This window comes from Acidovorax sp. 99, from assembly GCF_003096455.1.
Taxonomy (GTDB): Bacteria; Pseudomonadota; Gammaproteobacteria; order Burkholderiales; family Burkholderiaceae_C; genus Acidovorax; species Acidovorax delafieldii.
On record NZ_QEKU01000001.1, the window covers coordinates 2,244,863 to 2,267,316 of the forward strand.

20 protein-coding genes and 1 riboswitch are annotated in these 22,454 nt (G+C 66.7%); of the genes, 10 read left to right on the forward strand and 10 right to left on the reverse strand.

What is annotated here, in order from left to right; genetic code table 11:
- Window positions 1-248: 248 nt before the first annotated feature.
- Window positions 249-1,556, reverse strand: coding sequence for a Glu/Leu/Phe/Val dehydrogenase (locus tag C8C95_RS10525; protein WP_056057120.1), 1,308 nt, complete (start codon window positions 1,554-1,556; stop codon window positions 249-251).
- Window positions 1,557-1,838: 282 nt separating this feature from the next.
- Between C8C95_RS10525 and C8C95_RS10530 the strand changes: the two genes are divergently transcribed.
- Window positions 1,839-2,591 (forward strand): zinc ribbon domain-containing protein, encoded by a 753-nt coding sequence (locus C8C95_RS10530; protein ID WP_116748556.1) that lies wholly within the window; start codon window positions 1,839-1,841, stop codon window positions 2,589-2,591.
- Window positions 2,592-2,648: 57 nt separating this feature from the next.
- On the opposite strand, the gene C8C95_RS10535 is transcribed toward C8C95_RS10530, so the two are convergent.
- A complete protein-coding gene (locus C8C95_RS10535; protein ID WP_099731571.1) occupies window positions 2,649-3,560 on the reverse strand; it encodes a PPK2 family polyphosphate kinase in 912 nt (303 codons plus the stop codon).
- A 315-nt stretch (window positions 3,561-3,875) separates the two neighbouring features.
- Window positions 3,876-4,865: a helix-turn-helix domain-containing protein gene (locus C8C95_RS10540; protein ID WP_165836533.1), complete on the reverse strand. Its 990-nt coding sequence runs from the start codon at window positions 4,863-4,865 to the stop codon at window positions 3,876-3,878.
- 98 nt (window positions 4,866-4,963) lie between these two features.
- Here C8C95_RS10540 and C8C95_RS10545 point away from each other — a divergent pair, with 98 nt between their 5' ends.
- Complete coding sequence (locus C8C95_RS10545) at window positions 4,964-5,800, forward strand: MBL fold metallo-hydrolase (protein WP_116748557.1); 837 nt, start codon at window positions 4,964-4,966, stop codon at window positions 5,798-5,800.
- A gap of 33 nt (window positions 5,801-5,833) precedes the next feature.
- On the opposite strand, the gene C8C95_RS10550 is transcribed toward C8C95_RS10545, so the two are convergent.
- Window positions 5,834-6,775, reverse strand: a complete 942-nt coding sequence (locus C8C95_RS10550) for a LysR family transcriptional regulator (protein ID WP_116748558.1) — start codon at window positions 6,773-6,775, stop codon at window positions 5,834-5,836.
- Between the two features lie 74 nt (window positions 6,776-6,849).
- On the opposite strand from C8C95_RS10550, the gene C8C95_RS10555 reads away from it, so the two are divergent.
- The 3 genes from C8C95_RS10555 (at window position 6,850) to metH (ending at window position 11,229) form a co-directional block, all read left to right on the forward strand.
- Window positions 6,850-7,305: a PACE efflux transporter gene (locus C8C95_RS10555; RefSeq protein WP_207780596.1), complete on the forward strand. Its 456-nt coding sequence runs from the start codon at window positions 6,850-6,852 to the stop codon at window positions 7,303-7,305.
- Window positions 7,306-7,558: 253 nt separating this feature from the next.
- Window positions 7,559-8,314 carry a hypothetical protein gene (locus C8C95_RS10560; RefSeq protein WP_116748559.1) on the forward strand — a complete coding sequence of 252 codons (756 nt, stop codon included), beginning with the start codon at window positions 7,559-7,561 and terminating at the stop codon, window positions 8,312-8,314.
- A gap of 41 nt (window positions 8,315-8,355) precedes the next feature.
- A riboswitch (S-adenosyl-L-homocysteine riboswitch) is annotated at window positions 8,356-8,455 on the forward strand.
- 20 nt (window positions 8,456-8,475) lie between these two features.
- Window positions 8,476-11,229, forward strand: coding sequence for a methionine synthase (metH, locus tag C8C95_RS10565; RefSeq protein WP_279323217.1), 2,754 nt, complete (start codon window positions 8,476-8,478; stop codon window positions 11,227-11,229).
- A 75-nt stretch (window positions 11,230-11,304) separates the two neighbouring features.
- On the opposite strand, the gene C8C95_RS10570 is transcribed toward metH, so the two are convergent.
- Window positions 11,305-11,706, reverse strand: a complete 402-nt coding sequence (locus tag C8C95_RS10570; protein ID WP_116748561.1) for a RidA family protein — start codon at window positions 11,704-11,706, stop codon at window positions 11,305-11,307.
- 158 nt (window positions 11,707-11,864) lie between these two features.
- On the opposite strand from C8C95_RS10570, the gene C8C95_RS10575 reads away from it, so the two are divergent.
- From C8C95_RS10575 to C8C95_RS23515, 3 genes are all read left to right on the forward strand, one after another.
- On the forward strand, window positions 11,865-12,794 hold the full coding sequence (locus C8C95_RS10575) for a LysR family transcriptional regulator (RefSeq protein ID WP_116748562.1): 930 nt from the start codon (window positions 11,865-11,867) through the stop codon (window positions 12,792-12,794).
- A 156-nt stretch (window positions 12,795-12,950) separates the two neighbouring features.
- Window positions 12,951-13,421 carry a penicillin-insensitive murein endopeptidase gene (locus C8C95_RS10580; protein ID WP_116748563.1) on the forward strand — a complete coding sequence of 157 codons (471 nt, stop codon included), beginning with the start codon at window positions 12,951-12,953 and terminating at the stop codon, window positions 13,419-13,421.
- A gap of 109 nt (window positions 13,422-13,530) precedes the next feature.
- A complete protein-coding gene (locus C8C95_RS23515; RefSeq protein WP_133246223.1) occupies window positions 13,531-13,893 on the forward strand; it encodes a hypothetical protein in 363 nt (120 codons plus the stop codon).
- Window positions 13,894-14,044: 151 nt separating this feature from the next.
- Here C8C95_RS23515 and C8C95_RS10585 read toward each other — a convergent pair whose 3' ends face one another.
- The 4 genes from C8C95_RS10585 to C8C95_RS10605 form a co-directional block, all read right to left on the reverse strand.
- Complete coding sequence (locus C8C95_RS10585; protein ID WP_056057143.1) at window positions 14,045-14,587, reverse strand: shikimate kinase; 543 nt, start codon at window positions 14,585-14,587, stop codon at window positions 14,045-14,047.
- Window positions 14,588-14,829: 242 nt separating this feature from the next.
- Window positions 14,830-15,999 (reverse strand): serine hydrolase domain-containing protein, encoded by a 1,170-nt coding sequence (locus C8C95_RS10595; protein WP_116748565.1) that lies wholly within the window; start codon window positions 15,997-15,999, stop codon window positions 14,830-14,832.
- Between the two features lie 107 nt (window positions 16,000-16,106).
- Window positions 16,107-17,807, reverse strand: a complete 1,701-nt coding sequence (locus C8C95_RS10600) for a long-chain fatty acid--CoA ligase (protein ID WP_116748566.1) — start codon at window positions 17,805-17,807, stop codon at window positions 16,107-16,109.
- A gap of 145 nt (window positions 17,808-17,952) precedes the next feature.
- Window positions 17,953-18,726, reverse strand: coding sequence for an SDR family oxidoreductase (locus C8C95_RS10605; protein WP_056057149.1), 774 nt, complete (start codon window positions 18,724-18,726; stop codon window positions 17,953-17,955).
- Window positions 18,727-19,053: 327 nt separating this feature from the next.
- Between C8C95_RS10605 and C8C95_RS10610 the strand changes: the two genes are divergently transcribed.
- The gene (locus C8C95_RS10610; protein WP_243415676.1) at window positions 19,054-20,037 is read left to right on the forward strand and encodes a YihY/virulence factor BrkB family protein; all 984 of its coding nucleotides are present in this window, start codon (window positions 19,054-19,056) and stop codon (window positions 20,035-20,037) included.
- Between the two features lie 316 nt (window positions 20,038-20,353).
- Complete coding sequence (locus tag C8C95_RS10615) at window positions 20,354-21,145, forward strand: glycine zipper 2TM domain-containing protein (RefSeq protein WP_116750241.1); 792 nt, start codon at window positions 20,354-20,356, stop codon at window positions 21,143-21,145.
- 77 nt (window positions 21,146-21,222) lie between these two features.
- Here the strand turns inward: C8C95_RS10615 and C8C95_RS10620 are convergent, their stop codons facing one another.
- A complete protein-coding gene (locus C8C95_RS10620; RefSeq protein WP_116748568.1) occupies window positions 21,223-22,410 on the reverse strand; it encodes an amidohydrolase family protein in 1,188 nt (395 codons plus the stop codon).
- Window positions 22,411-22,454 lie beyond the last annotated feature (44 nt).

The following is a 22,454-nucleotide window of genomic DNA, read 5'->3' on the forward strand; positions in this document are numbered from 1 at the left end:
ACGCAAGGTCCGGGGGAAAGATCACCATTTGTATGTGTGCGTATCTTTTGGTTTCTGCGGCGGCTGCGCGGTCGTTCTGGGGCCTTGAACGGCCGTTGTGCGCGCTTGCTGCGTCGCCACGGCGCAACAGCCACGGTGGCTGCGCAAGGCCTGGGCAAAGAAAAACCGCCAGGGCTGGATCGCAGCGGCTGGCGGTGGTGTGACGGCCTGCCCCGGGTAAGGGGCGGGCCGGTGGGGCGGGCGAGGGCTTATGGATACAGGCCGCGCATTTCGCGGGCGTGCAGGATGCGCTGGCAGGCCACGATGAAGGTGGCGGTGCGCAGGCTCACCTTGTGCTCTTGCGCCACTTGCCAGATACCCGCAAAGGCCTCTTGCATGATGCGCACCAGGCGGGCGTTGATCTCGTCTTCGCTCCAGAAGAAGCTGGAAAAATCCTGCACCCACTCAAAGTAGCTCACTGTCACGCCGCCGGCGTTGGCGATCACATCGGGCAGCACCAGCACGCCCTTGTCGTGCAGGATGTCGTCGGCTTCGGTGGTCGTGGGGCCGTTGGCGCCTTCGATCACGAGCTTGGCCTTGATCTGGCCCGCGTTGTCCTTGGTGATCTGGCCTTCCAGCGCGGCAGGGATCAGGATCTCGCAATCCACGCCCCAGAACTCTTCGGCCTTCATCACATCGGCGCCCGCAAAGCCGCCCACGCCACCACGGGTCTTCACATGCGCCAGCAGTGCGGGCACATCCACGCCCTTGCTGTTGAAGATGGTGCCGGTGTGGTCTTGCACCGCCACCACCTTGGCACCCGCTTCGGCAAACAGCTTGGCGGCAATGCCGCCTACATTGCCAAAGCCCTGCACGGCCACGCGGGCACCGTCGAGCGCCAGGCCGGTCAGCTTGGCGGCTTCCACGCCCACGGTGAACACGCCACGGCCGGTGGCTTCCACACGGCCCAGCGAGCCACCCAGGTCCACGGGCTTGCCGGTGACCACGCCGGTGGCGGTGGCGCCCACGTTCATGGAATAGGTGTCCATCATCCAGGCCATGATCTGGCCGTTGGTGTTCACGTCGGGTGCGGGGATGTCCTTGGACGGGCCGATCAGCAGGCCGATTTCGCTGGTGTAGCGGCGCGTCAGGCGCTCCAGCTCACCCATCGACAGCTTCTTGGGGTCCACGCGGATACCACCCTTGGCACCGCCGTAGGGCACGTTCACCGCGGCGTTCTTCACCGACATCCAGGCCGACAAAGCCATCACTTCCGACAGCGTCACGTCCTGGTGAAAACGCACGCCACCCTTGCCCGGGCCGCGGCTTAGGTTGTGCTGCACGCGGTAGCCTTCGTAGTGGGCGATGGTGCCGTTGTCCAGCTCGATCGGCACGTCCACGATCAGGATGCGCTTGGGACGCTTGAGCGTTTCCACCCAACGCGCCAGGCTGCCCAGGTAAGGGGTGACGCGGTCCACCTGCTGCAGGTAGTTGCCCCAGGGGCCGAGGTGGTCGGCCTGCAGGTACGAGGGCAGGGGGTGGGATTGTGCGGCGGGGGCGCCGACGGGGTTTGACATGGTGAATTTCCTTGTGGGATCAGTTCAGACTGCGAAGCTTATGCCTCGGCCCGGGCACTGTCCAAGGCCGGTGTGTTTGTGGGTTATGCATTTGATGCATAGTTTGGTGTAACCCCATTCCATGCTGCAGTGCGGCAATCTACCGGTGGGGTAGCGGCCCGTGGGCCCGGACCTTGCCGGGCGGCCCGTTGCGCCTAGACTCGGCCAGCCCGGCGCAGAACCAGGCGCTGCACCGGACGCACACCGGACCGCCGGGACCATGAAAAAAGAGAGGGAAATCCCATGAGCGTGACCCACACCGCCTGTCCGCAGTGCCAGGCGCCCAACCACCCTACGGCGCGTTGGTGCGTGAAGTGCGCCCACCCCCTGGAGGCAGAGGCCAACCTCGCCACCCCCGCTGCCCCGGCGCCGATGGAGTTTGTGTTCGACGACGACGAGCACCCTGCTGCGGGCCCGGCGCGCCAGCGACCGGCCATGGCCTACGCAGGCGCCGCAGTGGCCCTGCTGGTGGTGGCGGGCGTTGCGGCCTGGTACCTGCTGGGCCGGCCCGATGCCGTGCCGCCCCCGCAGCAGGCCCCGGCCGTCGCAGCCCCCGCCGCCGTGCCCGGCACTGCGGGCACTGCGGAGCCTGCACCTGCCCGCCCCGAGCCGGTGGAGGAAATCATTGAATCCGAACGCGCACGCCCGGCAGCCGCTGCGTCCGCACCAGACAGTACCGCTGCTGCACCGTCGTCTGCATCTGCGGCCTCTGCGCCGCCTTTCACGCCTGTCACCGCGCCCCGCGTGGCCGATGCGGCATCGCTGCCTGCCACCGGCAAGCCACGCGCAGTGGCACCGGCCGACAACGCACCGTGGCCGCCGCCCGCAGCGCCCGCGCCGTCGCCCGGCGACAGCCTGGCCCGCTTGCGCGGCGCGCTGGCCCAGTGCGCGGCCATGAGCAACGAGCTGTCGCGCGCAAGCTGCCTCACCCGCACACGGCAGAACTTCTGCGGCGACGCCTGGGGCCGCATCCCCGAATGCCCGCCGGGCCAGTGATGGCATGCGCAGCCTGTCTTTGCGCCGCCCGCTGCCGTGTCCGCAGCGGTGCGGGGCCTATTCGATGCGGATCTTCTGCAGCGCCGGGTCGCCCGGGGGGTAGCGCAGGTCCAGGCCGGTGAGCACTTCGCGCACCAGCGTGGCGATCATCAGGTTGCGGTGGGTCTTGGAGTTGGCAGGCACGATGGTCCACGGCGCCCAGGGCGTGTGCGTGGCGGCCAGCAGCATTTCGTAGGCCTTCTGGTACTGGCTCCACTGCTTGCGTGCCTCGATGTCGCTCATCGAGAACTTCCAGTGCTTGGCCGGGTCGTCCAGGCGCTCCTGCAGGCGTTCGCGCTGCTCGTCTGCGCTGATGTGCAGCATGAACTTGAGCACGATGGTGCCGGTGTGCGTGAGCATGCGCTCGAAGTCGTTGATGTGGCCAAAGCGCTGGTGGTGCTGCTCGGGGGTGATCCATCCGTTCACGGCGGGCACCAGCACGTCCTCGTAGTGGCTGCGGTTGAACACCGTGATCTCGCCCGCGCCGGGCACCTTCTGGTGGATGCGCCACAGGTAGTCGTGGGCACGTTCGGCCTCGGTGGGTGCGCTCCAGCCCACGGCGTGCACGCCCAGCGCGCTCATGCGGCCAAACACGCCCCGGATGGTGCCGTCCTTGCCAGCCGTGTCCGTGCCCTGCAGGATCACCAGCAGCTTGTAGCGCTTGTCGGCATAGAACAGGTTCTGTAGCGTGTCCAGCTCCTGCGCAATCGACTCGGTGGCGGCCTTGTCCTTGAGCTTGTCGCCCAGCGAAAACGGCTTGGCCGACGGATCAAAGTCCTTGAGCGCCACCGTGCGGCGGTGTTTTCCGGCCTTGCGCCGCTCGGGCTGGCCGTCGGGCCGCTTCTCGTCGTCGTGCTGCGGCGCGTCCGGCTGCCACTGCGACCAGCGCTGGGCCACGTCTTTGTTGCTGCTGTGAAACGGGTGGTTCATGCGGGCTCCTCGATGGGCCATCGTACGTCAGCAGCGCGGGCGCGGTCTCCTCTTCTACGAAAACATGATGCTATCAAGCCCATAGCTGATTGCGCATGATTCACTAGCGCTTGGAGCAGATTGAGCTTGAAAATTGCCGCAGGAGCCGTTGAGGGACCCTCTGTACAAATCACCGCGCCGTGTGCAGCTGCGGTCTCGGGCGGTCTGCGGCGTTGCAAATACTCGCAATAGCTGCGGCTATTGCGAGTATTTGCGCCTTGCAGCCCATCCCGATCCGCAGCGCCCACTTGCCGCTCGATTCGTGCAGAGGATCCCTTAGCGCGCGCCATGTGCCATGCGGTAGGCCAGCGGCGTCTGCCCCGTGGCCTGGCGGAACGCGCGGTGCAGCCCGGCCTCGCTGGCAAAGCCCAGGTCCTCGGCAATGCGCTTGAGCGGCAGCGCGGTGTCGCACAGCGCCTCGCTGGCCTGGCGCAGCTTGATGCGGCGCATCCACAAGGCCGCCGTCAGGCCCGTGTGGGCCTGCACCCGCCGCGCGAGCGTGCGGGGCGAGAGGCCCAGCGCCTGGGCCAGCGCAGGCAGTCGCAGATCGGCGGCGGGGCTGCGCTGCACCCACAGCATGGCGCGGCGCAGGTCGGCGTCGGCCAGCGTCATCAGGTCATGCCCGGCAAATGCGGGGTGCGCCGTGCGGGGGCGGGGCAGCATCAGCAGCTCCTGCAGGTCGGTCAATGCCTGGGGCGGCAGGCGCGCGGCCAGCGCGTGCAGCATCAGCGGCAGATAGCCGTTGGCCCCGGCGGCCGTGGTGGCAGTGGGGCCGGCCACCAGCGGCTCGTCAAAGCGCCAGTCCACCGGCGCAAACTGCTGCTCCAGCGCCGCACGCAACCACCAGGTGGCTGTGGCGCCCTGGCCGCGCAGCCGCCCGCTGGCAGCCGCCAGCACCACGCCCGCGCAGTAGCTCCACACCTGGGTGCGCCGAGGCAGCGCGCGCAAGGCCTGCACCACCGGGGCCAGCTGCTGCAGCGGCCCCTGCAGCTGGTCAGGCGACGAGAGCCACAGGCCCGGCACCAGCACCACATCGGCCTGGGCATGCTGCAGCGCCACGGTGGGGGCCAGCGCGGGGCCTTGCCAGGTGGGCACGGGCGACAGGTCCACCCCCGTCCAGCAGATGTCCATCACGCTGGCCTGCGCGCGCAGGTTGGCGGCGCGTGCCATGTCCGCCGCCGCAAACAGGCCGGCGGGCATGCAGCCCGGGTAGAGCAGCAGCGCCACGCGCAAAGGCGGCTGGTGTGGAGAGGGTGGCGAAACCATGGGTGGCACAAAAAGGCAAGAAATTGTCAATCTGCGCCATTTTCGGGGGAGGCCTGCTTTTCAACAATGGCAACACCCCTTCCCACTGAAAGCACCCCATGCTCATCACCCAATTGCGCAACGCCACCGTTCTGCTCGAGTTTCAGCACGCGGGTCGCCCCGTCGGCCTGCTGGTGGACCCCATGCTCGCGCCCCGGGGCAGCCTGCCCGCGCTGCGCTACCTGGGCACCCGGCGCCAGCGCAACCCTCTGGTGGACTTGCCCGCCGAGGCCGACGCGGCGCTGCAGCGCGTGACCCACGCGCTCATCACCCATTGCCAGCGTGGGCACTTTGACCACCTGGACCGCGCGGGCAAGCAGTTTCTGCGCGAGCGCCAGATTCCCGTCCTGTGCATGCCGCACGACGCCGCCTACCTGGCGCAGCGTGGGCTGCAGGTGCTGCCGCTGGCGGGCGAGGGCCGCCAGCCTTTTGCGCTGGGCGGGCAGGTCACGCCCGTGGCCTGCACCCACGGCCGGGGCTGGGTGGCGCGCTTCATGGAGCACGGCCACGGCTACCTGCTGGAGCTGCCGGGCGAGCCCAGCGTGTACTTGGCGGGCGACACGGTGCTGACGCCCCCGGTGCGCGACTGCCTGCAGCATCTGCAGCCCGGTGTGGCCGTGCTGCCGGCGGGTGGCGCCCGGTTTGACCTGGGCGCGGACATCCTGATGGACGCCGCCGAGGTCGCACAGGCTGCCGCACTGACGACGGGCGCCGTGGTCGTCAACCACCTGGAGGCCCTGGACCACTGCCCCACCACCCGTGCCCAGGTGCGCGCCCTGGCGCAGCGCGGCGGGTGGGCGCACCGCCTGTGGGTGCCCGAGGACGGTGAGTGCCGGGAATACCCCGGACCCATTGTCCAAAGAAACGCTATGAATTTGGTAGCTGTTACGGCATGATCGACTGGCGCTGCCGCCCAAAAGGGCCGTAAATCACGCCAGCTCGGTCTCCAGCGCCCGCTGGTCGCGCATCAGCGCCACAAACCGCGCAGCGCCCAGACCCAGCGGCCGCTCCTTGGACCACACCACGTCCACCCACAGCGCGGCGCCGTTGCTCAGGTTCTCGAACGGCATCTCCACCAGCCGCCCCGCCTCGATGCGCGACTGCACCAGCGCGCGCGGCTGCCAGCCCCAGCCCATCCCGGCTTCGATGAGGCCCAGCGCGGCCAGGTGGTTGTCGGTGCGCCAGTGGTGGCGGGCAAATACAAAGCGCGGGTCGGTCTGCGCCAGGTCGCGGCTGGCCACCACGATCTGGCGCGTGGTGGTCAGGTGCTCTTCGCGCAGCATGGCATCCTCCGTTGGGGCACCCCGCGCCTGGGCGGCGGCGCGGGCGGCCACCAGCACCGGGTGCTGCGGCGCCATCACCGCCACCAGGGTTTCGGTGCCCACCTCCTGAAAGCCCTCGCGCCCGTCGATGCTGGGCCGCTCGAACACCAGCGCCAGCTGCGCGCGGCCGCTGTGCAGCAGCGCCAGCGCATCCACCTGCGGCGCGGCCAGCACCTCGATCTGCAGCAGCGGGTGTTCTTGCGCCAATGCCGCCAGCGCCTCCGTCCAGCGCGAGGCCAGCAGCTCGGGTGCAATGGCCAGCGTGAGCCGCTCCTCCAGCCCCTGGGTGAGCGCCAGCGCCTGGGCGTTGAGCTGCTGCAGCTGGCCCGCCAGCAGCCGGGCCTGGGGCTCCAGCGCGCGGGCGGCGGCGGTGGGGCGGGGCTCGCGTCCGCTGCGGTCAAACAGCTGCACATCCAACTCGGCCTCCAGGTGCGCAATGGTCATGCTCACGGCCGACGGCACACGCGACAAGGCCCGCGCGGCGGCCGAGAACGAGCCGTGGTCGAGCACGGTCAGAAACACCTGCACGCTGTCAGAGTTGAAGGCCATGGCGGTTTGATCTATCAATAAAACTGAAATAAGCTGACTTTATGTGTCAGTGCAGCGAATATAAAGTACTGGCCATGGACAAGACCCCCACTCTTTTTGGACTGCAAGGCGTCAAGCGCCGCGTGATCTACGTGACCCTGTACGAGCTGATCGCCATTGGCGCCGCCACGGTGGGCCTGGCGCTGCTCACGGGCCAGGGCGCGGGGCATTCGAGCGTGGTGGCGGTGGCAGCCTCGGTGATCGCCATCGTCTGGAACATCGTCTTCAACTGGGCGTTCGAGCGCTGGGAGGCACGCCAGCCCGTGCGCGGGCGCAGTGTGGCGCGGCGCGTGGCGCACGCCATCGGGTTTGAGGGCGGCCTGGTCTTCACGCTGGTGCCGCTGTTTGCCTGGTGGTTTGGCGTGAGCCTGTGGCACGCGTTCGTGATGGACCTGGGGCTCATCGTGTTCTTCCTTTGCTACACCTTTGTCTTCAACTGGGTGTTTGACCACCTGTTCGGCCTGCCCACGTCGGCCATGGCGGCGGCGTAACAGGGGCCTAGGAGTCTGCGCGACAGAGGGGACATCGGCTGCAACGCGCGATAAACCGGTCTCGCGCGGCACTACCTCCTGCGCCCAGGGGCCCACCCTGGGCTTCTCGGTAGCTCCACGCGACCCTCGGTTTTCGCACGTTTCGCTTCGATGCCCTCTGCCGCGCAGACTCCCAGCGCGCGCTTCTTCAAACAATGTCAACCGCCGTGCAGCGGCCCTCATAGGCGCTCAGCCGTCACCCATAATCGGCCCCATGCGAGGGCCGTTTTTATTGCTGCTGCGGGGTTTGCGGGGTCGGTGGGCTGGCGTGGCGGTCTGCTGCGTGCTGGCAGGCTGTACCAGCAATGCTCCTACCCCGCGCGGCGAGGTGAAGGGTGCACCCACCCATGCCGCCGAACTGGCCCAGTCCGATGCCAACCGCATGGCCACCCTGGCCATGCAGGAGAACCTGGACGGCCTGCTGCGCTTGGCCGACAAGCTCTACCGCCGCAACCCCGCCGAATGGCGCAAGGGCGCCGCCACCGGCCGCGAGCAGGCGCTGGAGCAGCTGCGCACCGCCGTGCTGCAGCGCCAGCCCTGGGCCCCACTGCAGGGGCGCCGCGACATTGCCGCCATGGCGCTTGCCCTGGCGCCCGAGTTCGCGGGCGACCGCGTGGCGGCCTTCATCCACGCCACGGCCGACATGGTCATCACGGCCCACGGCGGCAAGACCGAGTTCTTCTTGCTCGACGGCGTGGATGCCCAGCACCTCTACAACGCCGCGCGCAACGTCGAGACCGCCGTGTGGCTGCTGGCGCAGCGCCGCAACGCCCAGGGCCAGCCCCTGCTGCTGGCCGACGAGATCGGCCAGCAGCGCCGCAACCTGAGCTTCGAGCGCGAGTTCGGCAAGATCATCGCGCGGCTGGACCTGCTGGCCGCGTTCACCACCGAAAAGTACCGCCGCGCTGCCATCAGTTACGTGCAGGGCATTGTGGGCGGTACCTTTTTGCAATTCCTGCCGGTGCGTTGATGCGGCGAACGCCAGCTCGTATCACCCGGTAAAATCCGCATCTGCCCAAGGAGCGTTGCAGCGGCCTCTCACCACGACGGGGCCGTCAGGCTTGGGTACCCAAAAGCTATTCAAGCCCCACCGCAACGACGCTCACCTGTTTTTCTGCTGCCCCTGCACAGGTGAGTCCTATGTCCGCGTCTGCCCCGTCCCTGCCCCCCATGAAGCTGTCCGGCCTGGAGCCCGTCTCCATCGGCGAGGGCACGCTGTTCGTCAACATCGGCGAGCGCACCAACGTCACCGGCTCCAAGGCGTTTGCGCGCATGATCCTCAACGGCCAGTACGAAGAGGCCCTGGCCGTGGCGCGCCAGCAGGTAGAGAACGGCGCCCAGGTCATCGACATCAACATGGACGAGGCCATGCTCGACAGCAAGGCGGCCATGGTGCGCTTTCTGCAGCTCATCGCGTCCGAGCCCGACATCGCGCGCGTGCCCATCATGGTGGACTCCTCCAAGTGGGAGGTGATCGAAGCCGGTCTGCGCTGCATCCAGGGCAAGGGCATCGTCAACTCCATCAGCATGAAAGAGGGCGTGGAGAAGTTCAAGCACGAGGCGCGGCTGGTCAAGCGCTATGGCGCTGCGGCCGTGGTGATGGCGTTTGACGAAGTGGGCCAGGCCGACACCTACGCGCGCAAGATCGAGATCTGCGAACGTGCCTACCGCGTGCTGGTCGATGAAGTGGGCTTTCCGCCCGAGGACATCATCTTCGACCCCAACATCTTTGCGGTGGCCACCGGTATCGAGGAGCACAACAACTACGCGGTCGACTTCATCGAGGCGGTGCGCTGGATCAAGCAGAACCTGCCGGGGGCCAAGGTGTCGGGTGGTGTGTCCAACGTGTCGTTCAGCTTCCGCGGCAACGACCCGGTGCGCGAGGCCATCCACACGGTGTTCCTGTACCACGCCATCCAGGCGGGCATGGACATGGGCATCGTCAACGCGGGCATGGTGGGCGTGTACGACGATCTGGAGCCCGTACTGCGTGAGCGTGTGGAAGACGTGGTGCTCAACCGCCGCCCCGACGCGGGTGAGCGCCTGGTGGAGATCGCCGAAACCGCCAAGAGCGGCGCCAAGGACGAGAGCAAGAAGCTCGAATGGCGCGGAACGCCCGAGCACCCCAAGACCGTGGGCGAACGCCTGTCGCACGCGCTGGTGCATGGCATCACCGACTTCATCACCGAAGACACCGAAGAGGCCTACCGCGCCATCCTGGCCAAGGGCGGCCGCCCGCTGCACGTGATCGAAGGCCCGCTCATGGACGGCATGAACGTGGTGGGCGATCTGTTCGGCGCGGGCAAGATGTTCCTGCCCCAGGTGGTGAAAAGCGCGCGCGTGATGAAGCAGGCCGTGGCCCACCTGATCCCCTACATCGAAGAAGAAAAGCGCCAGGACGAACTGGCTGGGCGCGATGTGCGCAGCAAGGGCAAGATCATCATCGCCACCGTGAAAGGCGACGTGCACGATATCGGCAAGAACATCGTCACCGTGGTCCTGCAGTGCAATAACTTTGAGGTGGTGAACATGGGCGTGATGGTGCCCTGCCACGAGATTTTGGCGCGCGCCAAGGTCGAGGGGGCCGACATCGTGGGCCTGTCGGGCCTCATCACCCCCAGCCTCGAAGAGATGCAGTACGTGGCCGGCGAGATGCAGAAGGACGACCACTTCCGCATCAAGAAGATCCCGCTGCTCATCGGTGGCGCCACCACCAGCCGCGTGCACACTGCCGTCAAGATTGCCCCGCATTACGAAGGCCCTGTGGTCTACGTGCCCGATGCGTCCCGCAGCGTGAGCGTGGCGCAAAGCCTGCTGGGCGACGGCGTGCAGAGCTACGTGGATGAGCTGAACGCCGACTACGACAAGGTGCGCACCCAGCACGCCAACAAAAAGGCCACTCCCCTGTGGCCCTTGGCCAAGATCCGCGCCAACAAGACGCCGATCGACTGGTCGGCCTACCAGCCCGCCGTGCCCCGCGCGCTGGGCCGCCGCGTGTTCAAGAACTTCGACCTGGCCGAGCTGGCCAAGTACATCGACTGGGGCCCGTTCTTCCAGACCTGGGACCTGGCCGGCCCGTACCCCGCCATCCTCACCGACGAGATCGTGGGCGTGGAAGCCACGCGTGTGTTTGCCGATGGGCAGGCCATGCTCAAGAAGATCATCGAAGGCCGGTGGCTCACGGCCAGCGGCGTGATGGCCCTGCTGCCCGCCAACAGCGTGAACGATGACGACATCGAGTTCTACACCGACGACACCCGCACCGAAGTGGCCATGACCTGGTACGGCCTGCGCCAGCAGGCCGAAAAGCACACCATCGACGGCGTGACCCGCCCCAGCCGCTGCCTGGCCGACTTTGTGGCGCCCAAGGAAAGCGGCATTGCCGACTACGCCGGCATGTTTGCCGTGACGGCGGGCCTGGGCATCGAGAAGAAGGAAAAAGCCTTCATCGACGCGCTGGACGACTACTCCGCCATCATGTTCAAGAGCCTGGCCGACCGCCTGGCCGAAGCCTTTGCCGAAGCCCTGCACCACCGCGTGCGCACCGACCTGTGGGGCTACGCTGCCGGTGAAGCGCTGAGTAACGACGACATGATTGCCGAGAAGTACCAGGGCATCCGCCCCGCGCCCGGCTACCCCGCCTGCCCCGACCACAGCGCCAAGACCGACCTGTTCCGCGTGCTGCAGGCTGGCGAGATCGGCATGTCGCTCACCGAAAGCCTGGCCATGATGCCCGCCGCCAGCGTGAGCGGCTTCTACATCGGCCACCCCGACAGCGTGTACTTCAACGTCGGCAAGATTGGCGAAGACCAGCTGCACGACATGGCCCAGCGCCGGGGCATGGAGGAGAAGGTGCTGGAGCGGCTGCTGGCGCCGAACCTGTGATGCTATGAATTGAATAGCTTCCAGCGCTTTTTCGATAAGCGCTGGAAGCCTGTTTGATTCAAATGTTCCGGCCCATCAGCCCTTATAGCCAGGCAGCTTCGCAATCACCTTGATCTCGAACTGGAACCCGTACAGCCAGGTCACCCCGATGCCGGTGAGCGTGGGGTAGGGCGCCTCGCCCCAGAACTCGGGCACGACGCCCCAGACGGTCTCGAAGTTCGCCTCCGGGTTGACCACAAACATCGTCACGTCCACCACGTCATCAAACGTGCAGCCTGCAGCGTGCAGCACGGCGTGGAGGTTGCTGAACGCCAGGCGCACCTGGGCTTTCAGGTCGGGCTCGGGCGAGCCGTCCTCGCGGCTGCCCACCTGGCCCGAGACAAACAAGAAGCCGTTGGCGCGCACGGCGGGCGAATAGCGGTTGCGCTCGTACAGCGCCTGGCGGCCTGCGGGGAAGACAACATCACGGTGGGGCATGGGATTCCTTTCGTTCTGCAGGGCAGATGATTGCGATGAAGGCACTGTAGAAGCGCGCGTTGTTTCGATAAACAGGCTAATCTGCGCACCACTGTTCCTGATAGCCAAACAATGGCGGGCGTGCCGCCTCTTCGGCATGTCTCAACTACCTGTACGCCATGGACCGTTTTGACGCCCTGCAGGCCTTTGCCCGCGTTGTGGAATCCGGCAGCTTCACCAAGGCTGCCCTCACCCTGCACCTGAGCCGCACCACCGTCACGCAGCTGGTGCAGCAGCTCGAAGCGCGCCTGCGCGTGAAGCTCCTGCACCGCACCACCCGGCGCGTGCAGGTCACGCCCGATGGTGCTGCCTACTACGAGCGCGTGGTGCGCCTGCTGGCCGACCTGGACGATGCCGATGCCAGCGTTTCCACCGCCGCCGCCGCGCCCCGGGGCCGCCTGCGGGTGGACGTGCCCAGCCCCCTGGCGCGCCTGGTCCTCATCCCCGCGCTGCCCGCGTTCCACGCGCAATACCCCGACATCCTCCTGCACATGGGCGTGAGCGACCGCCCCGTGGACATGGTGGGCGACAACGTGGACTGCGTGGTGCGCGGCGGCGCCCCCACCAACCCGGCGCTCGTCGCACGCCATGTGGGCGACCTGCAACTGCGCGTGTATGCCGCCCCCAGCTACCTGCTGCGCGCGGGCACGCCCGAGCACCCGCAGGCGCTGGAAGGACCTCACCATCGCACCGTGGGTTTTCTGTGGGCGCGCACCGGCCAGCCTCTGCCTTTCGAGATGCGCCGCGGCACCGAACATGTGTACGCGCAAGGCCACGACATCTGCGCCGTGGACGACGGCAACGCCTACCTGGCCGCAGGCCTGGCGGGCCTGGGCGTGCTCTGGCTGCCCGACTACATGGCCCGCCCCCACGTGGCGGCTGGCGAGCTGGTGCCCCTGCTGCAGGACTGGACGCTGGAGCCGATGCCGCTGTACGTGGCCTACCCACCCCAACGGCATGTGAGCGCCAAGGTGCGGGTGTTCATTGAATGGGTGGCGGGGTTGATGGCGCTGCATGCGCCGCTTCATCGCTCTTCGAGGGCCGCATAAGACGCACCTTGGTCCGATGGAATTGTTCGTGAAGCGAAAGAGGCATGCCTGTTGGTCCCAGCCTACAGCGCCCATAGTGTGCGCTGTAAGAGTTGGAAACAGCTATCTGATTTAAAGAGCGCATTCATACAATCGCTCGCAAAAGGGAGTGTATAAATGACAGATTCTTCACCAGTACCTCAGGATAAACGCGGATTTTTCATGCTGCCCCAAATGCCGGAGGAATCTGGCTATTACACCTATGGAACTCCTTCAGGTGGAAGAGGGCAATATGCCCATGTGCAAATGCTGAATTTCATTTTCAAACTTGAGCATGGCTGGAGCATCACAGAAGAGCGAAAAATCGGCATTGGTAACATCAGTTTGGCCGAAGGAAAAAAATTTCCACCGCATGCTAGCCACAGAAGCGGTCTGGAGGTCGATATTCGTCCCATTCGCAAGGATGGGCTGAAGCAGCCCGTCCGCTGGTCTAGCAAAGACTACGACCAAGCCGCGACGCAAAAGTTAGTAAATTTAATTTGGCAGACTGGAATGGTAAAAAAGGTCGGATTCAATGATCCCAAAATTGCCAACGCTACTTATATGAACGGACACGATGACCATCTGCATGTGGAGGTGCGTATTTGATCGTTCTCGGGTATTGATTTCAGGCGACTGGTTGCGTTTCATTAATAAGTGCTGCCACCGGCCAAGATAAATACTCCATGTTCCTATATAGACAAGTAAAGGCTTGGGAATGAGAAAAGGTGTTGCTGTTATCGGAGTGTTGCTTATGTGTGCAGGCGCGATAGCCGCAGACTGGGCATTTGAATTCAAGCCAGTCAATGCGCAAATGGCAATTTACTCTGGAGGTTTGGGCGATCCAGCATCGCCCACAGCCCAAGACGCCAAAGTGTCATTCCATGTGCAGGGTAGAGCTGCACGCGACTTGTTTGACCGCATGGGGCCCGATGTGAAGAGTGAGTGTGGGTCCGACCCGAAAACGCGTGCAAGAGTCCGTGACCGCCTTCAGTGCATTCGCTATTCCCCATCCGACTACAGCTGCTATTTCGGCTTTGATCTGAAAGACGGGAAAAGCATCGGCGGCAATATCTGTTGAGTGAGGCCAGACGACCTGCTGCTCAATAAGGGGCGTTTTCTCCGCTAGGCAGGACGCATGCGGATGCATGGCCGCGGTGGGTTGTCCGTGCCTGACCCATTCCAAAACCGCCTAAGCCCTTTGATCAGGTTTACACCAAGGCATTTTCGCCTTAGCCCGGGTCCGCTCCACCCGCACTCTCCGCCATCTCCAACTGCATCATCACCATGTTGACCAGCGTGTGCACCGAAGGCCGCCCGGTCTCGATCACGTAGTGGGCGGTTTCGCGGTACAGGTGGTCGCGCTGGGCGTAGAGGTCGCGCAGCTTGTCCATGGGGTTACCGCCTTGCAGCAGGGGGCGGGTCTTGTCGTGTTTGACGCGCTTGAAGATTTCTTCGGGCGAGGCGCGCAGGTACAGCACATTGCCGAACTGGCGCAACACCTCGCGGTTCTCGGGGCGCAGCACGGCGCCGCCGCCGGTGGAGAGGACCATGCCGCCGGGCTGCTGGGCCACGTCGGCCAGCACCTGGGATTCGATGTCGCGAAAGCGGGCTTCGCCTTCGGCCTCGAAGAAGCTGCGGATGGTGGTGCCCAGGGTCTGTTCCAGCCGGTGGTCCAGGTCGATGAAGGGCACGCCCGCCCGGTGGGCCAGTTGCCGGCCAACGGTGGATTTTCCCGAGCCGGGCATGCCGACCAGTGCGCAGCGAATCTGCATAGGTTCAAAAAAGAGATCTGGGGGACGGGTTTGCGTGCTGCGGGTGGCGCTGCGCCGCGTGCCGTGACTGGACGCCGAGTGTAAGCCGGGGCCTCTGTTGCCATGCGCAGCGGTTGGAACTGGCGCTGCCCCCGCCAGAGACGCCGAGCAAGGGCCGCCCCGCAGCGAGGGCGTCGTCCCCCTGCCCGCGCGCAGCGCGAGAGCGGGGGGAAGCGGCAAAGCCGCTCAGGGGGGTGTCCGAATCACAGTGCGGCGTACACCAGCGCCGGATACAGCTCGCACAGATACCGCAGCTGGCCGGGCGCCTGCGTGAGCAGGATGGCGAACAGGTCTTCCGCGGGGTCCACAAAAAAGAAGGTGCCGCCCAGGCCGCTCCAGCTGTAGTGCCCGGCCGATCCAGGGCGCGTGGCCTGGCCGGTGGCGGTGCGCACGGCCACGCCCAGCCCAAAGCCATAGCCGGTGGGCAGGATGTCGCCCGCCACGGGCAGGTTGCCCAGGTGGTCGGCGGTCATGAAGTCCACCGTGGCGCGGCCCAGCAGGTGCACGGGGGCGCCAAGGCCGCTGGGGCCGTCCTGCCCGGGGGCAGTGCCCCTGCCCAGCATGAGCTGCAGAAAGCGCGCGTAGTCGCTGGCGGTAGACACCAACCCGCCACCGGCCGATTCGAACATGGGCGGTGCGGTCACGTCGATCAAGGGCATGCCGAGCCCGGTCTGCGGGTCGCGCTCAAAGGCTTCGGCCAGGCGGTGCTGCTGCGCGGCGGGCACCGCAAAGCCCGTGTCGTGCATGCCCAGCGGGCCGAACACGCGGCGTTGCAGGATGGCGCCCAGGCTTTCGCCCTCGATCACCTCCAGCACCGCGCCCAGCACATCGGTGGCCCGGCTGTATTCCCAGCGGGTGCCTGGCTGGTGGACCAGGGGCAAAGGGCCCAGCGCCGCGACCAGATCCGCATTGCTATGGCGGCGCGAGCCGACGCGGGCGGCGCGGTAGGCGTCTGGCACGGTGCCGGCCTCCCACGCGTAGCTCAGGCCGGCGGTGTGGCGCAGCAGGTCGTGCACTGTGGCCTCGCGCTGCACGGGGGCGGTGGTGCCGGTGGCTTCGTCGTACACGCGCTGGCCTGCAAACGCGGGCAGGTAGTGCGACACGGGGTGCGACAGCAGCAGGCGGCCTTCTTCCATGAGCATCATCGCCACCAGCGAGGCGATGGGCTTGGTCATGGAATAGATGCGGAACACCGTGTCGGGCGCCATCGCGGGCACCGCCGACTCGGCGATGGGCGGGCGCTGGTGGCCCACCGCCGTGTGCAGCACGGTATGGCCCTGGTGATGAACCAGGGCCACTGCACCGGGCAGCAGGCCCTGGTCCACATGGGTTTGCAGCACAGAGCGCAGGCGGGCGAGGGCAGAGGGGTTCATGGCAGTGGGATGTGGAGTTTGAGGTAATTTTGGCCAGTAGCGCTAGTGCATATTGTGCTGGTAGCTATCAAAAACAGAGCAAGTCTGGCAGACCTTTGATACGGGTTTCATGGTGTTGCACCGGCCGCGCGGCTGCGTTCCTGCTCTTGCAGCTCGCGCCACTGCACCTTGCCCGTGCCGGACTTGGGCAGGCTGTCCACCAGCTGCACGATGCGTGGGCTTTTGTAGGCGGCCATGTGTTCGTGGCTCCAGTCGATGATGGACTGCTCGCTCACCTGGCCCTTGAAGGCGTCGCGCAGCACGACCAGGGCCTTCACCGTCTCGCCCCGGCGATCGTCGTGCGCGGCGATCACGCACACCTCCTGGATCGCAGGGTGGGCGTACATCATGGCCTCGACCTCGGCGGGCCAGACCTTGAAGCCCGACGCATTGATCATGCGCTTGAGCCGGTCCACCATGAAGAAGTAACCGTCCTCGTCCACCTGCGCCAGGTCGCCCGTGCGCAGAAAGCGCTTGCCGTCCAGCGTGATAAAGCTGTCGGCCGTGGCCTGCGGGTTGTTCCAGTAGCCCAGCATGACCTGCGGGCCATGCACCACGATCTCGCCAATCTCGCCCGGTGGCAGTTCGGCGAACGTGGCCGGGTCCACCACGCGCGCATCCACGTCGAACACCGGGATGCCCAGGCACTGCGGCTTGGGGCGGTGCGGCGGGTTGATGTGGGTAGCGGCCATGGTTTCAGACATGCCGTAGCCTTCCACGTAGTCCAGTCCGGTCAGGTCCTTCAGCTGCTGCGCCACGGCCTTGGGCATGGCCGCGCCGCCGCCGCGTATGGCCTGGATGCTGCTGATGTCGTAGTCGGCAATGCGCGGGTTGGCCAGAAAGTCCACCACCATGGTCGAGATGGCCTGCCAGATGGTGACCCGGTAGCGCTGGATGAGCTGGGCGGCCGCGTCACGGTCCCAGCGCGGCAGCACGACCACGGTGGCGCCCACAAACAGCGGGCCGTTCATGCTGCCCGATAGGCCGGTGACGTGGAACAGCGGCAGCACCGCGAGGTAGGTCGAATCCTGCGTGCGCGCAAACCACTGCACGCCGCCCACCAGCGTGCTCATCGCACTGCGGTGCGTGTGCATGCAGCCCTTGGGATGGCCCGTGGTGCCCGAGGTGTAGGGCATCACGCACAGGTCGTCCGGCCCGGTGGTGATGGGGCCGGGGGCGCGCTGCTCCGCGAGCATGTCGCTCCACAGCGTGACGCCCGGGGCATCAATGGCCTGGCGCGGTGCCGACACGAAAGCGGGCACGGACAGGTCGGTGGGCACCTGCAGGTAGTCGCTGTACGCGGCCACGATGAGGTGCTGGAGCTTGCCCTCACCAGACTTCTCGCCCGCCACATCCACCAGCGGCTGGGCCTGTGCATGCAGGTCCTGCGGCACAAAGGCCACGGTCGCGCCGCTGTCGTGCACATAGTGGCGCAGTTCGTCGGTGAGGTTCATGGGGTTCACCGGCACCACCACCGCGTTGGCGCGCAGGATGCCGTAGAACGCCAGAATCCACTGCGGGCTGTTCTGCATGTACAGCAGCACGCGGTCGCCCGCCTTCACGCCACACACCTGCTGCAAGAAGCCCGCAATGTGCTCCGCCTGCTGCTGGAACTGCCGGAAGGTCACCAGCGTGTCGTAGAACACCAGAAAGGGCTTGTCCGGGTACCGCGCGGCCGACACCTCGGCGTTGTGGAACAGATGGGTCTGCGGCAGCGTGAGGTGGCGCGACAGGCCGGGTGGCCAATGGGCGAGGTGGCGGTCGGACATGGTGACGGAACTCTGGGTTGGTTCGTGCAGGGTACAGGCCGGGCAAAACAGGGCGCAACTCAGGCGAGGGACGGCCAGCAAGGGCCGCCCCGCAGCAAAGGCCGTCGTCCCCCGGAGGGGGAAGGCGCGCAGCGCCTCATGGGGCTCAAATCAAACTGGCACCACCGTCCACCACGATGCTTTCACCCGTGATGTGCCGCGAGGCATTGGACGCCAGGAACACCACCGCGCCCTTGAGGTCCTCTTCGCCGCCAATGCGGCGCAGGGGCGTGCGCTCGATCATCGCAGGGCCCAGCTTTTCGATGAGGCCGCTGGCCATCTTGCTGGGGAAAAAGCCGGGGCAGATCGCATTGACGCGAACGCCGTAGTGCCCCCATTCGGACGCCAGCGTGCGCGCAAAGTGCAGCGCGGCGGCCTTGGAGGTGTTGTAGGCAATGGTGTTCATGCCCGGGGGCGTGCCCTTGAGCGCGGCCACCGAGGCCGTGACGATGATCGAGCCCTTGCCGCGCGGAATCATGCAGCGCTTGCCCACTTCGCGCGAAAGGAAGAACGGCGCGCTCACGTTCAGGTCCATCACCTTGTGCCAGGCGGCGTCGGGGTAGTCCTCGGCCTTGGCGCCCCAGGTGGCGCCCGCGTTGTTGACGAGGATGTCGATGGTGCCAAAGCGCTCGACCACCTGGTCCACCAGGCCGGGGATGTCCTCGGTCTTTTGCAGGTCGTTCACCACCGTCAGCACCTCGTAGCCCATGCCTTCCAGGTGCTTTTTGGCCTCGGCCAGCTCATCGGCCTTGCGCGCGGTGATGGCGAGTTTGGCGCCCATTTCGCCCAGGGCTTCGGCCATCTGCAGGCCCAGGCCGCGCGAGCCGCCGGTGACCAGGGCAACCTGGCCGGTGAGATCGAAGAGTTGCTTGACGCTCATGGAAAAAACGCTTTCGTGCAGAGAGGGGTGAAGGTGAATGAATGCCAAGACCGGCCCGACGGCTTGTGGCCCGCAGGGGGGTGAGGAGGTGCGGCTGGGGCGGCGGTGGCCGCTGTGTCAATGGCGGTCGAGTCAACCGACTGCGCCCCATGCTAGCCCTGCCCCGGCCCCGTGTAAAACCGGTGCTGTCACCTTTGAAACTCTGTGCGATGCATCCGGCACGGTGCGTGTGGGACAGCGCCTACCCCGCCTCGCGGCTGCGGCGGATGGATGGGGCCGCCGCCAGGCCTTACGCTCGCGGGGATGACCGCGCCCCCTCCGTCCCTGATGGCGACTTCGCTTGCCCGCATCGCCCAGCCCCTGCAGTCCCTGCAGCCCCTGTGGCGCCTGGTGCAGCCGTTCTGGCGCGCCGCGCAGATGTGGCTGGACGCCGATGGGCTGCGCATGAGCGCGGCCATGTCGTTCTACGGCATGCTCAGCCTGGCGCCCCTGCTGCTGCTGTTGGTGGGCGTGCTGGGCTGGTGGGTGGACCGCAGCTACCTGGAGAGCAGCCTGGTTGCCCAGGTGCAGTCGGTGATGGGTCAGCAGGTGGCCGATGTGGTGCGCCAGGCCATGGCCAGCGCCCAGGCCCCGTCCGAGGGGCGACTGGCATCGGTCATCGGGTTTGTGGTGCTGGTCTCGGGCGCCACCGGCGTGTTTGTGGAGCTGCAGTCGGCGCTGGAGCGGCTGTGGCGCCGGGATGGCTACACCCCGCCCCAGCGGGCCGCGTGGTGGCGCATGGCGTCGCTGCGGCTGCGGGGGCTGGCCTATGTGCTGGCGCTGGGCTTTTTGCTCATGGTGTCGCTGGCGCTGTCCACGCTGATCCACCTGTTGGCGGGCTGGGCGGGAGAGCGGCTGACCGTGGCACACCTGCCCACCTTGGCGCCCCTGGCACCGTTGCTGCAGGTCGTCAACGAAGCCATTGCCTTCGGGTTTGCGGTGGCCCTGTTTGTGGGGCTCATGCGCATCGGCGCGGGCCCCAAGCCGTCGCTGCGCTACCTGGTGATGGGCGCCGTGGTGGGGGCCACGCTGTTCACGGTGGGCAAGCAGCTGCTGGCGTGGTACCTGTCCACGGCAGCCGTGGTGTCGGCCTACGGTGCGGCGGGCTCGCTGGTGGTGCTGCTCATGTGGATCTATTTTTCATCGGCCATCCTGCTGTTTTCTGCCAGCTGCGCCCAGGCGCTGGAGCAGGCCTTGCACCCCGGGCCGCGCCGACCGGTGGGCTGGGCCCGGTGGACGGCCGCGGCCCGCGCGCGGGTGCAGGAGCTGTAAATGTTGGCAACAGCGCACAACAAGCGGGGGCCAGCGCGGCGCCCGGATCGTTCGGGCCGCTGCGATGGTGCCCGTTGCGCCGCCGGGCCGTGCGGGCAGGGGTCATACGCGGGGCCTGGCGCCGCAAGTGCTGGCCAAGGTGGTTTACCGCTGCTTACTGCCGCTTACAAACCGGCCACACCGCAGCGCCCCCCGCTGTGTACCTTTGCACCATCCAGGCCGTTGAAACACCACGGCCCCATTCCGTAGCGGGCGTGCAGCGCATATCTACCTGCCGCCCCCTGTGGATTTCTCCGACATGAACAAGGACATGACCATGAACCTGACAGTTTCTTCTCCTGCCTCGCCCGTACCCGCTGCAGCCCCCGCGGGACCAGCCCTGAAATGGATGTGGGCGGCCATTGGCGCGCTGGGCGTGAGCGTGCTGGCCTTGGGTGCCACCCTGGTGATGCAAAACCGCACGCCCTCGGCAGCCGATGCGACAGCCCCCGCCGCCCTGGCGGCGGCCCCCCGCACGCCCGAATCCGAGATCATTGAAGAAAAACGGGCCCAAGCGCCGGTTGTACCTGCCCAGAATGCTATGAATAGCGGAGCAAACTACCGTCCGCAGACCGGCGGCAGCGCAGGCCGGTCCGGTGACATGGCGGGTGGCATGGCCCCCGGGGGCGCTGCCCAGCCCGTGCGTGCGGCAGCCCCTGTGTGCCGCAGCTGCGGCCGTGTCGAATCGGTGCAGGCCGTTCAACAAGCTGCCCCCGCCACGGGCGTGGGCGCCGTGGCCGGCGGTGTGCTGGGCGCCGTGGTGGGCAACCAGATCGGCAAGGGCAGCGGCCGCACCGCTGCCACCGTGCTAGGTGCCGTGGGCGGTGGTTATGTGGGCCACAAGGTCGAAGAGCGCACCCGCACCCACACGGTGTACCAGGTGGTGGTGCGCATGGAAGACGGCTCGCTGCGCCAATTCCAGCGCGCTGAACCCACTGCTGTGGGCACGCCCGTGGTACTGCAGGGCAAGGGCTTCCGCGTGGATCAGGGCGGCTCGGCCCGGGCGGCAGACCCCTATGCGCAGCCACAGCCCCAGCCAGGTGCGGTGCGGGTGTCGGACACCTACTGAGCCCGTCGCTTCCCTCCAAACAAAAGCCCGCCAATGCGGGCTTTTGTTTTTGTCGCTGTTGGTTGCTGGTTGGCGAGTTACAGCACCACCGGGATCTCGGTCGCAGGCGGGGTGTTGCGGCTGCGTCCACAGCGCACCAGGCCGTCGATCATCACCATGCCAATGCCCGGGATGTCGCCCAGCTGCACGCTTTCGAGCAGCGTGGCGCCGGCGGTGTGCTGCGCCCGGTCCATGAACACGAAGTCGGCCGCGCGGCCCACCTCGATCAGGCCGCAGTTCAGGTTGCGGATGCGCGCCGTATTGCCCGTGGCAAAGCAGAACACCAGCTCGGCGGGGATGTCGGCAAAGCTCGATATCAGCGCAATCATGCGCAGCATGCCCAGCGGCTGCACGCCCGAGCCGGCCGGACCGTCGGTGCCAAGGATCACGCGGTGTGGGCACTTGAGTTCGATGGCCGCGCGCGCGGCCTGGATGGCAATCTTCTCGTTGCCGTTGTGCACCAGTTCGATGGCGCGGGACGACTTCTCGCACAGCTCGCACACATGCTTCCAGGGCAGCGAGGTGTGGCCGCCGTTGATGTGGCCGATCACGTCGGCATCGGCCTCCAGCACCACATCCTTGTCGATCAGGCCCGAGCCCGGGATGGACGGGCCGCCCGTGTGGATGGTGCTCTGGATGCCGTGCTTGCGCGCCCAGGCCACCATCTGCTGGGCCTCGTAGCCCGCCTTGACGGAACCCAGGCCCACTTCGCCCAGCAGCGTCACGCCCGCGTCGGCCATGTCCTTGAAGTCCTGCTCGGTCATGCCTTTCTCGATCACTGGGGCGCCCGCGATCACCTTCACGCCACCGGGGCGGAAGTTGTCGAACGAGCGCTGCGCGGTGATGGCCAGGGCCTTCAGGCCCACGATGTCCTTGGGGCGGCCGGGCAGGTGCACTTCGCCGGCCGACACCATGGTGGTCACGCCGCCGTTCATGGTCGAATCGATCCAGCCGATTTGGTTCTGGCGCGGCGTCCAGTCGCCAAACACCGGGTGCACATGGCTGTCGATCAGGCCCGGGGCGACGCAGGTCTGGCGTGCGTCGATCACGGTGTTGGCGTGGTCGGTGTCGCAGTCCTTGTAGCGGCCCACGGCCACGATGAGGCCGTCATTCACCACGATGGTGTCGGCGTCGAGGATGGGGTGGTCCAGGTCGCCCGACAACAAAAGACCGATGTTCTGGATGACGACCTTGCCCGATTTGCCGCCTGCTGCTGCTTCTGCCATGGATTCTCCTCGTGGGGTGGTGGGCGGGGCACCACGCGGCACCC

What these genes read in the sequence shown, in the direction of transcription:
- C8C95_RS10525 (WP_056057120.1), bottom strand. Translation starts at nt 1,556, where the DNA reads ATGTCAAACCCCGTCGGCGCCCCCGCCGCACAATCCCACCCCCTGCCC.
- C8C95_RS10530 (WP_116748556.1), top strand. Translation starts at nt 1,839, where the DNA reads ATGAGCGTGACCCACACCGCCTGTCCGCAGTGCCAGGCGCCCAACCAC.
- C8C95_RS10535 (WP_099731571.1), bottom strand. Translation starts at nt 3,560, where the DNA reads ATGAACCACCCGTTTCACAGCAGCAACAAAGACGTGGCCCAGCGCTGG.
- C8C95_RS10540 (WP_165836533.1), bottom strand. Translation starts at nt 4,865, where the DNA reads ATGGTTTCGCCACCCTCTCCACACCAGCCGCCTTTGCGCGTGGCGCTG.
- C8C95_RS10545 (WP_116748557.1), top strand. Translation starts at nt 4,964, where the DNA reads ATGCTCATCACCCAATTGCGCAACGCCACCGTTCTGCTCGAGTTTCAG.
- C8C95_RS10550 (WP_116748558.1), bottom strand. Translation starts at nt 6,775, where the DNA reads ATGGCCTTCAACTCTGACAGCGTGCAGGTGTTTCTGACCGTGCTCGAC.
- C8C95_RS10555 (WP_207780596.1), top strand. Translation starts at nt 6,850, where the DNA reads ATGGACAAGACCCCCACTCTTTTTGGACTGCAAGGCGTCAAGCGCCGC.
- C8C95_RS10560 (WP_116748559.1), top strand. Translation starts at nt 7,559, where the DNA reads ATGCGAGGGCCGTTTTTATTGCTGCTGCGGGGTTTGCGGGGTCGGTGG.
- C8C95_RS10570 (WP_116748561.1), bottom strand. Translation starts at nt 11,706, where the DNA reads ATGCCCCACCGTGATGTTGTCTTCCCCGCAGGCCGCCAGGCGCTGTAC.
- C8C95_RS10575 (WP_116748562.1), top strand. Translation starts at nt 11,865, where the DNA reads ATGGACCGTTTTGACGCCCTGCAGGCCTTTGCCCGCGTTGTGGAATCC.
- C8C95_RS10580 (WP_116748563.1), top strand. Translation starts at nt 12,951, where the DNA reads ATGACAGATTCTTCACCAGTACCTCAGGATAAACGCGGATTTTTCATG.
- C8C95_RS23515 (WP_133246223.1), top strand. Translation starts at nt 13,531, where the DNA reads ATGAGAAAAGGTGTTGCTGTTATCGGAGTGTTGCTTATGTGTGCAGGC.
- C8C95_RS10585 (WP_056057143.1), bottom strand. Translation starts at nt 14,587, where the DNA reads ATGCAGATTCGCTGCGCACTGGTCGGCATGCCCGGCTCGGGAAAATCC.
- C8C95_RS10595 (WP_116748565.1), bottom strand. Translation starts at nt 15,999, where the DNA reads ATGAACCCCTCTGCCCTCGCCCGCCTGCGCTCTGTGCTGCAAACCCAT.
- C8C95_RS10600 (WP_116748566.1), bottom strand. Translation starts at nt 17,807, where the DNA reads ATGTCCGACCGCCACCTCGCCCATTGGCCACCCGGCCTGTCGCGCCAC.
- C8C95_RS10605 (WP_056057149.1), bottom strand. Translation starts at nt 18,726, where the DNA reads ATGAGCGTCAAGCAACTCTTCGATCTCACCGGCCAGGTTGCCCTGGTC.
- C8C95_RS10610 (WP_243415676.1), top strand. Translation starts at nt 19,054, where the DNA reads ATGGCGACTTCGCTTGCCCGCATCGCCCAGCCCCTGCAGTCCCTGCAG.
- C8C95_RS10615 (WP_116750241.1), top strand. Translation starts at nt 20,354, where the DNA reads ATGAACCTGACAGTTTCTTCTCCTGCCTCGCCCGTACCCGCTGCAGCC.
- C8C95_RS10620 (WP_116748568.1), bottom strand. Translation starts at nt 22,410, where the DNA reads ATGGCAGAAGCAGCAGCAGGCGGCAAATCGGGCAAGGTCGTCATCCAG.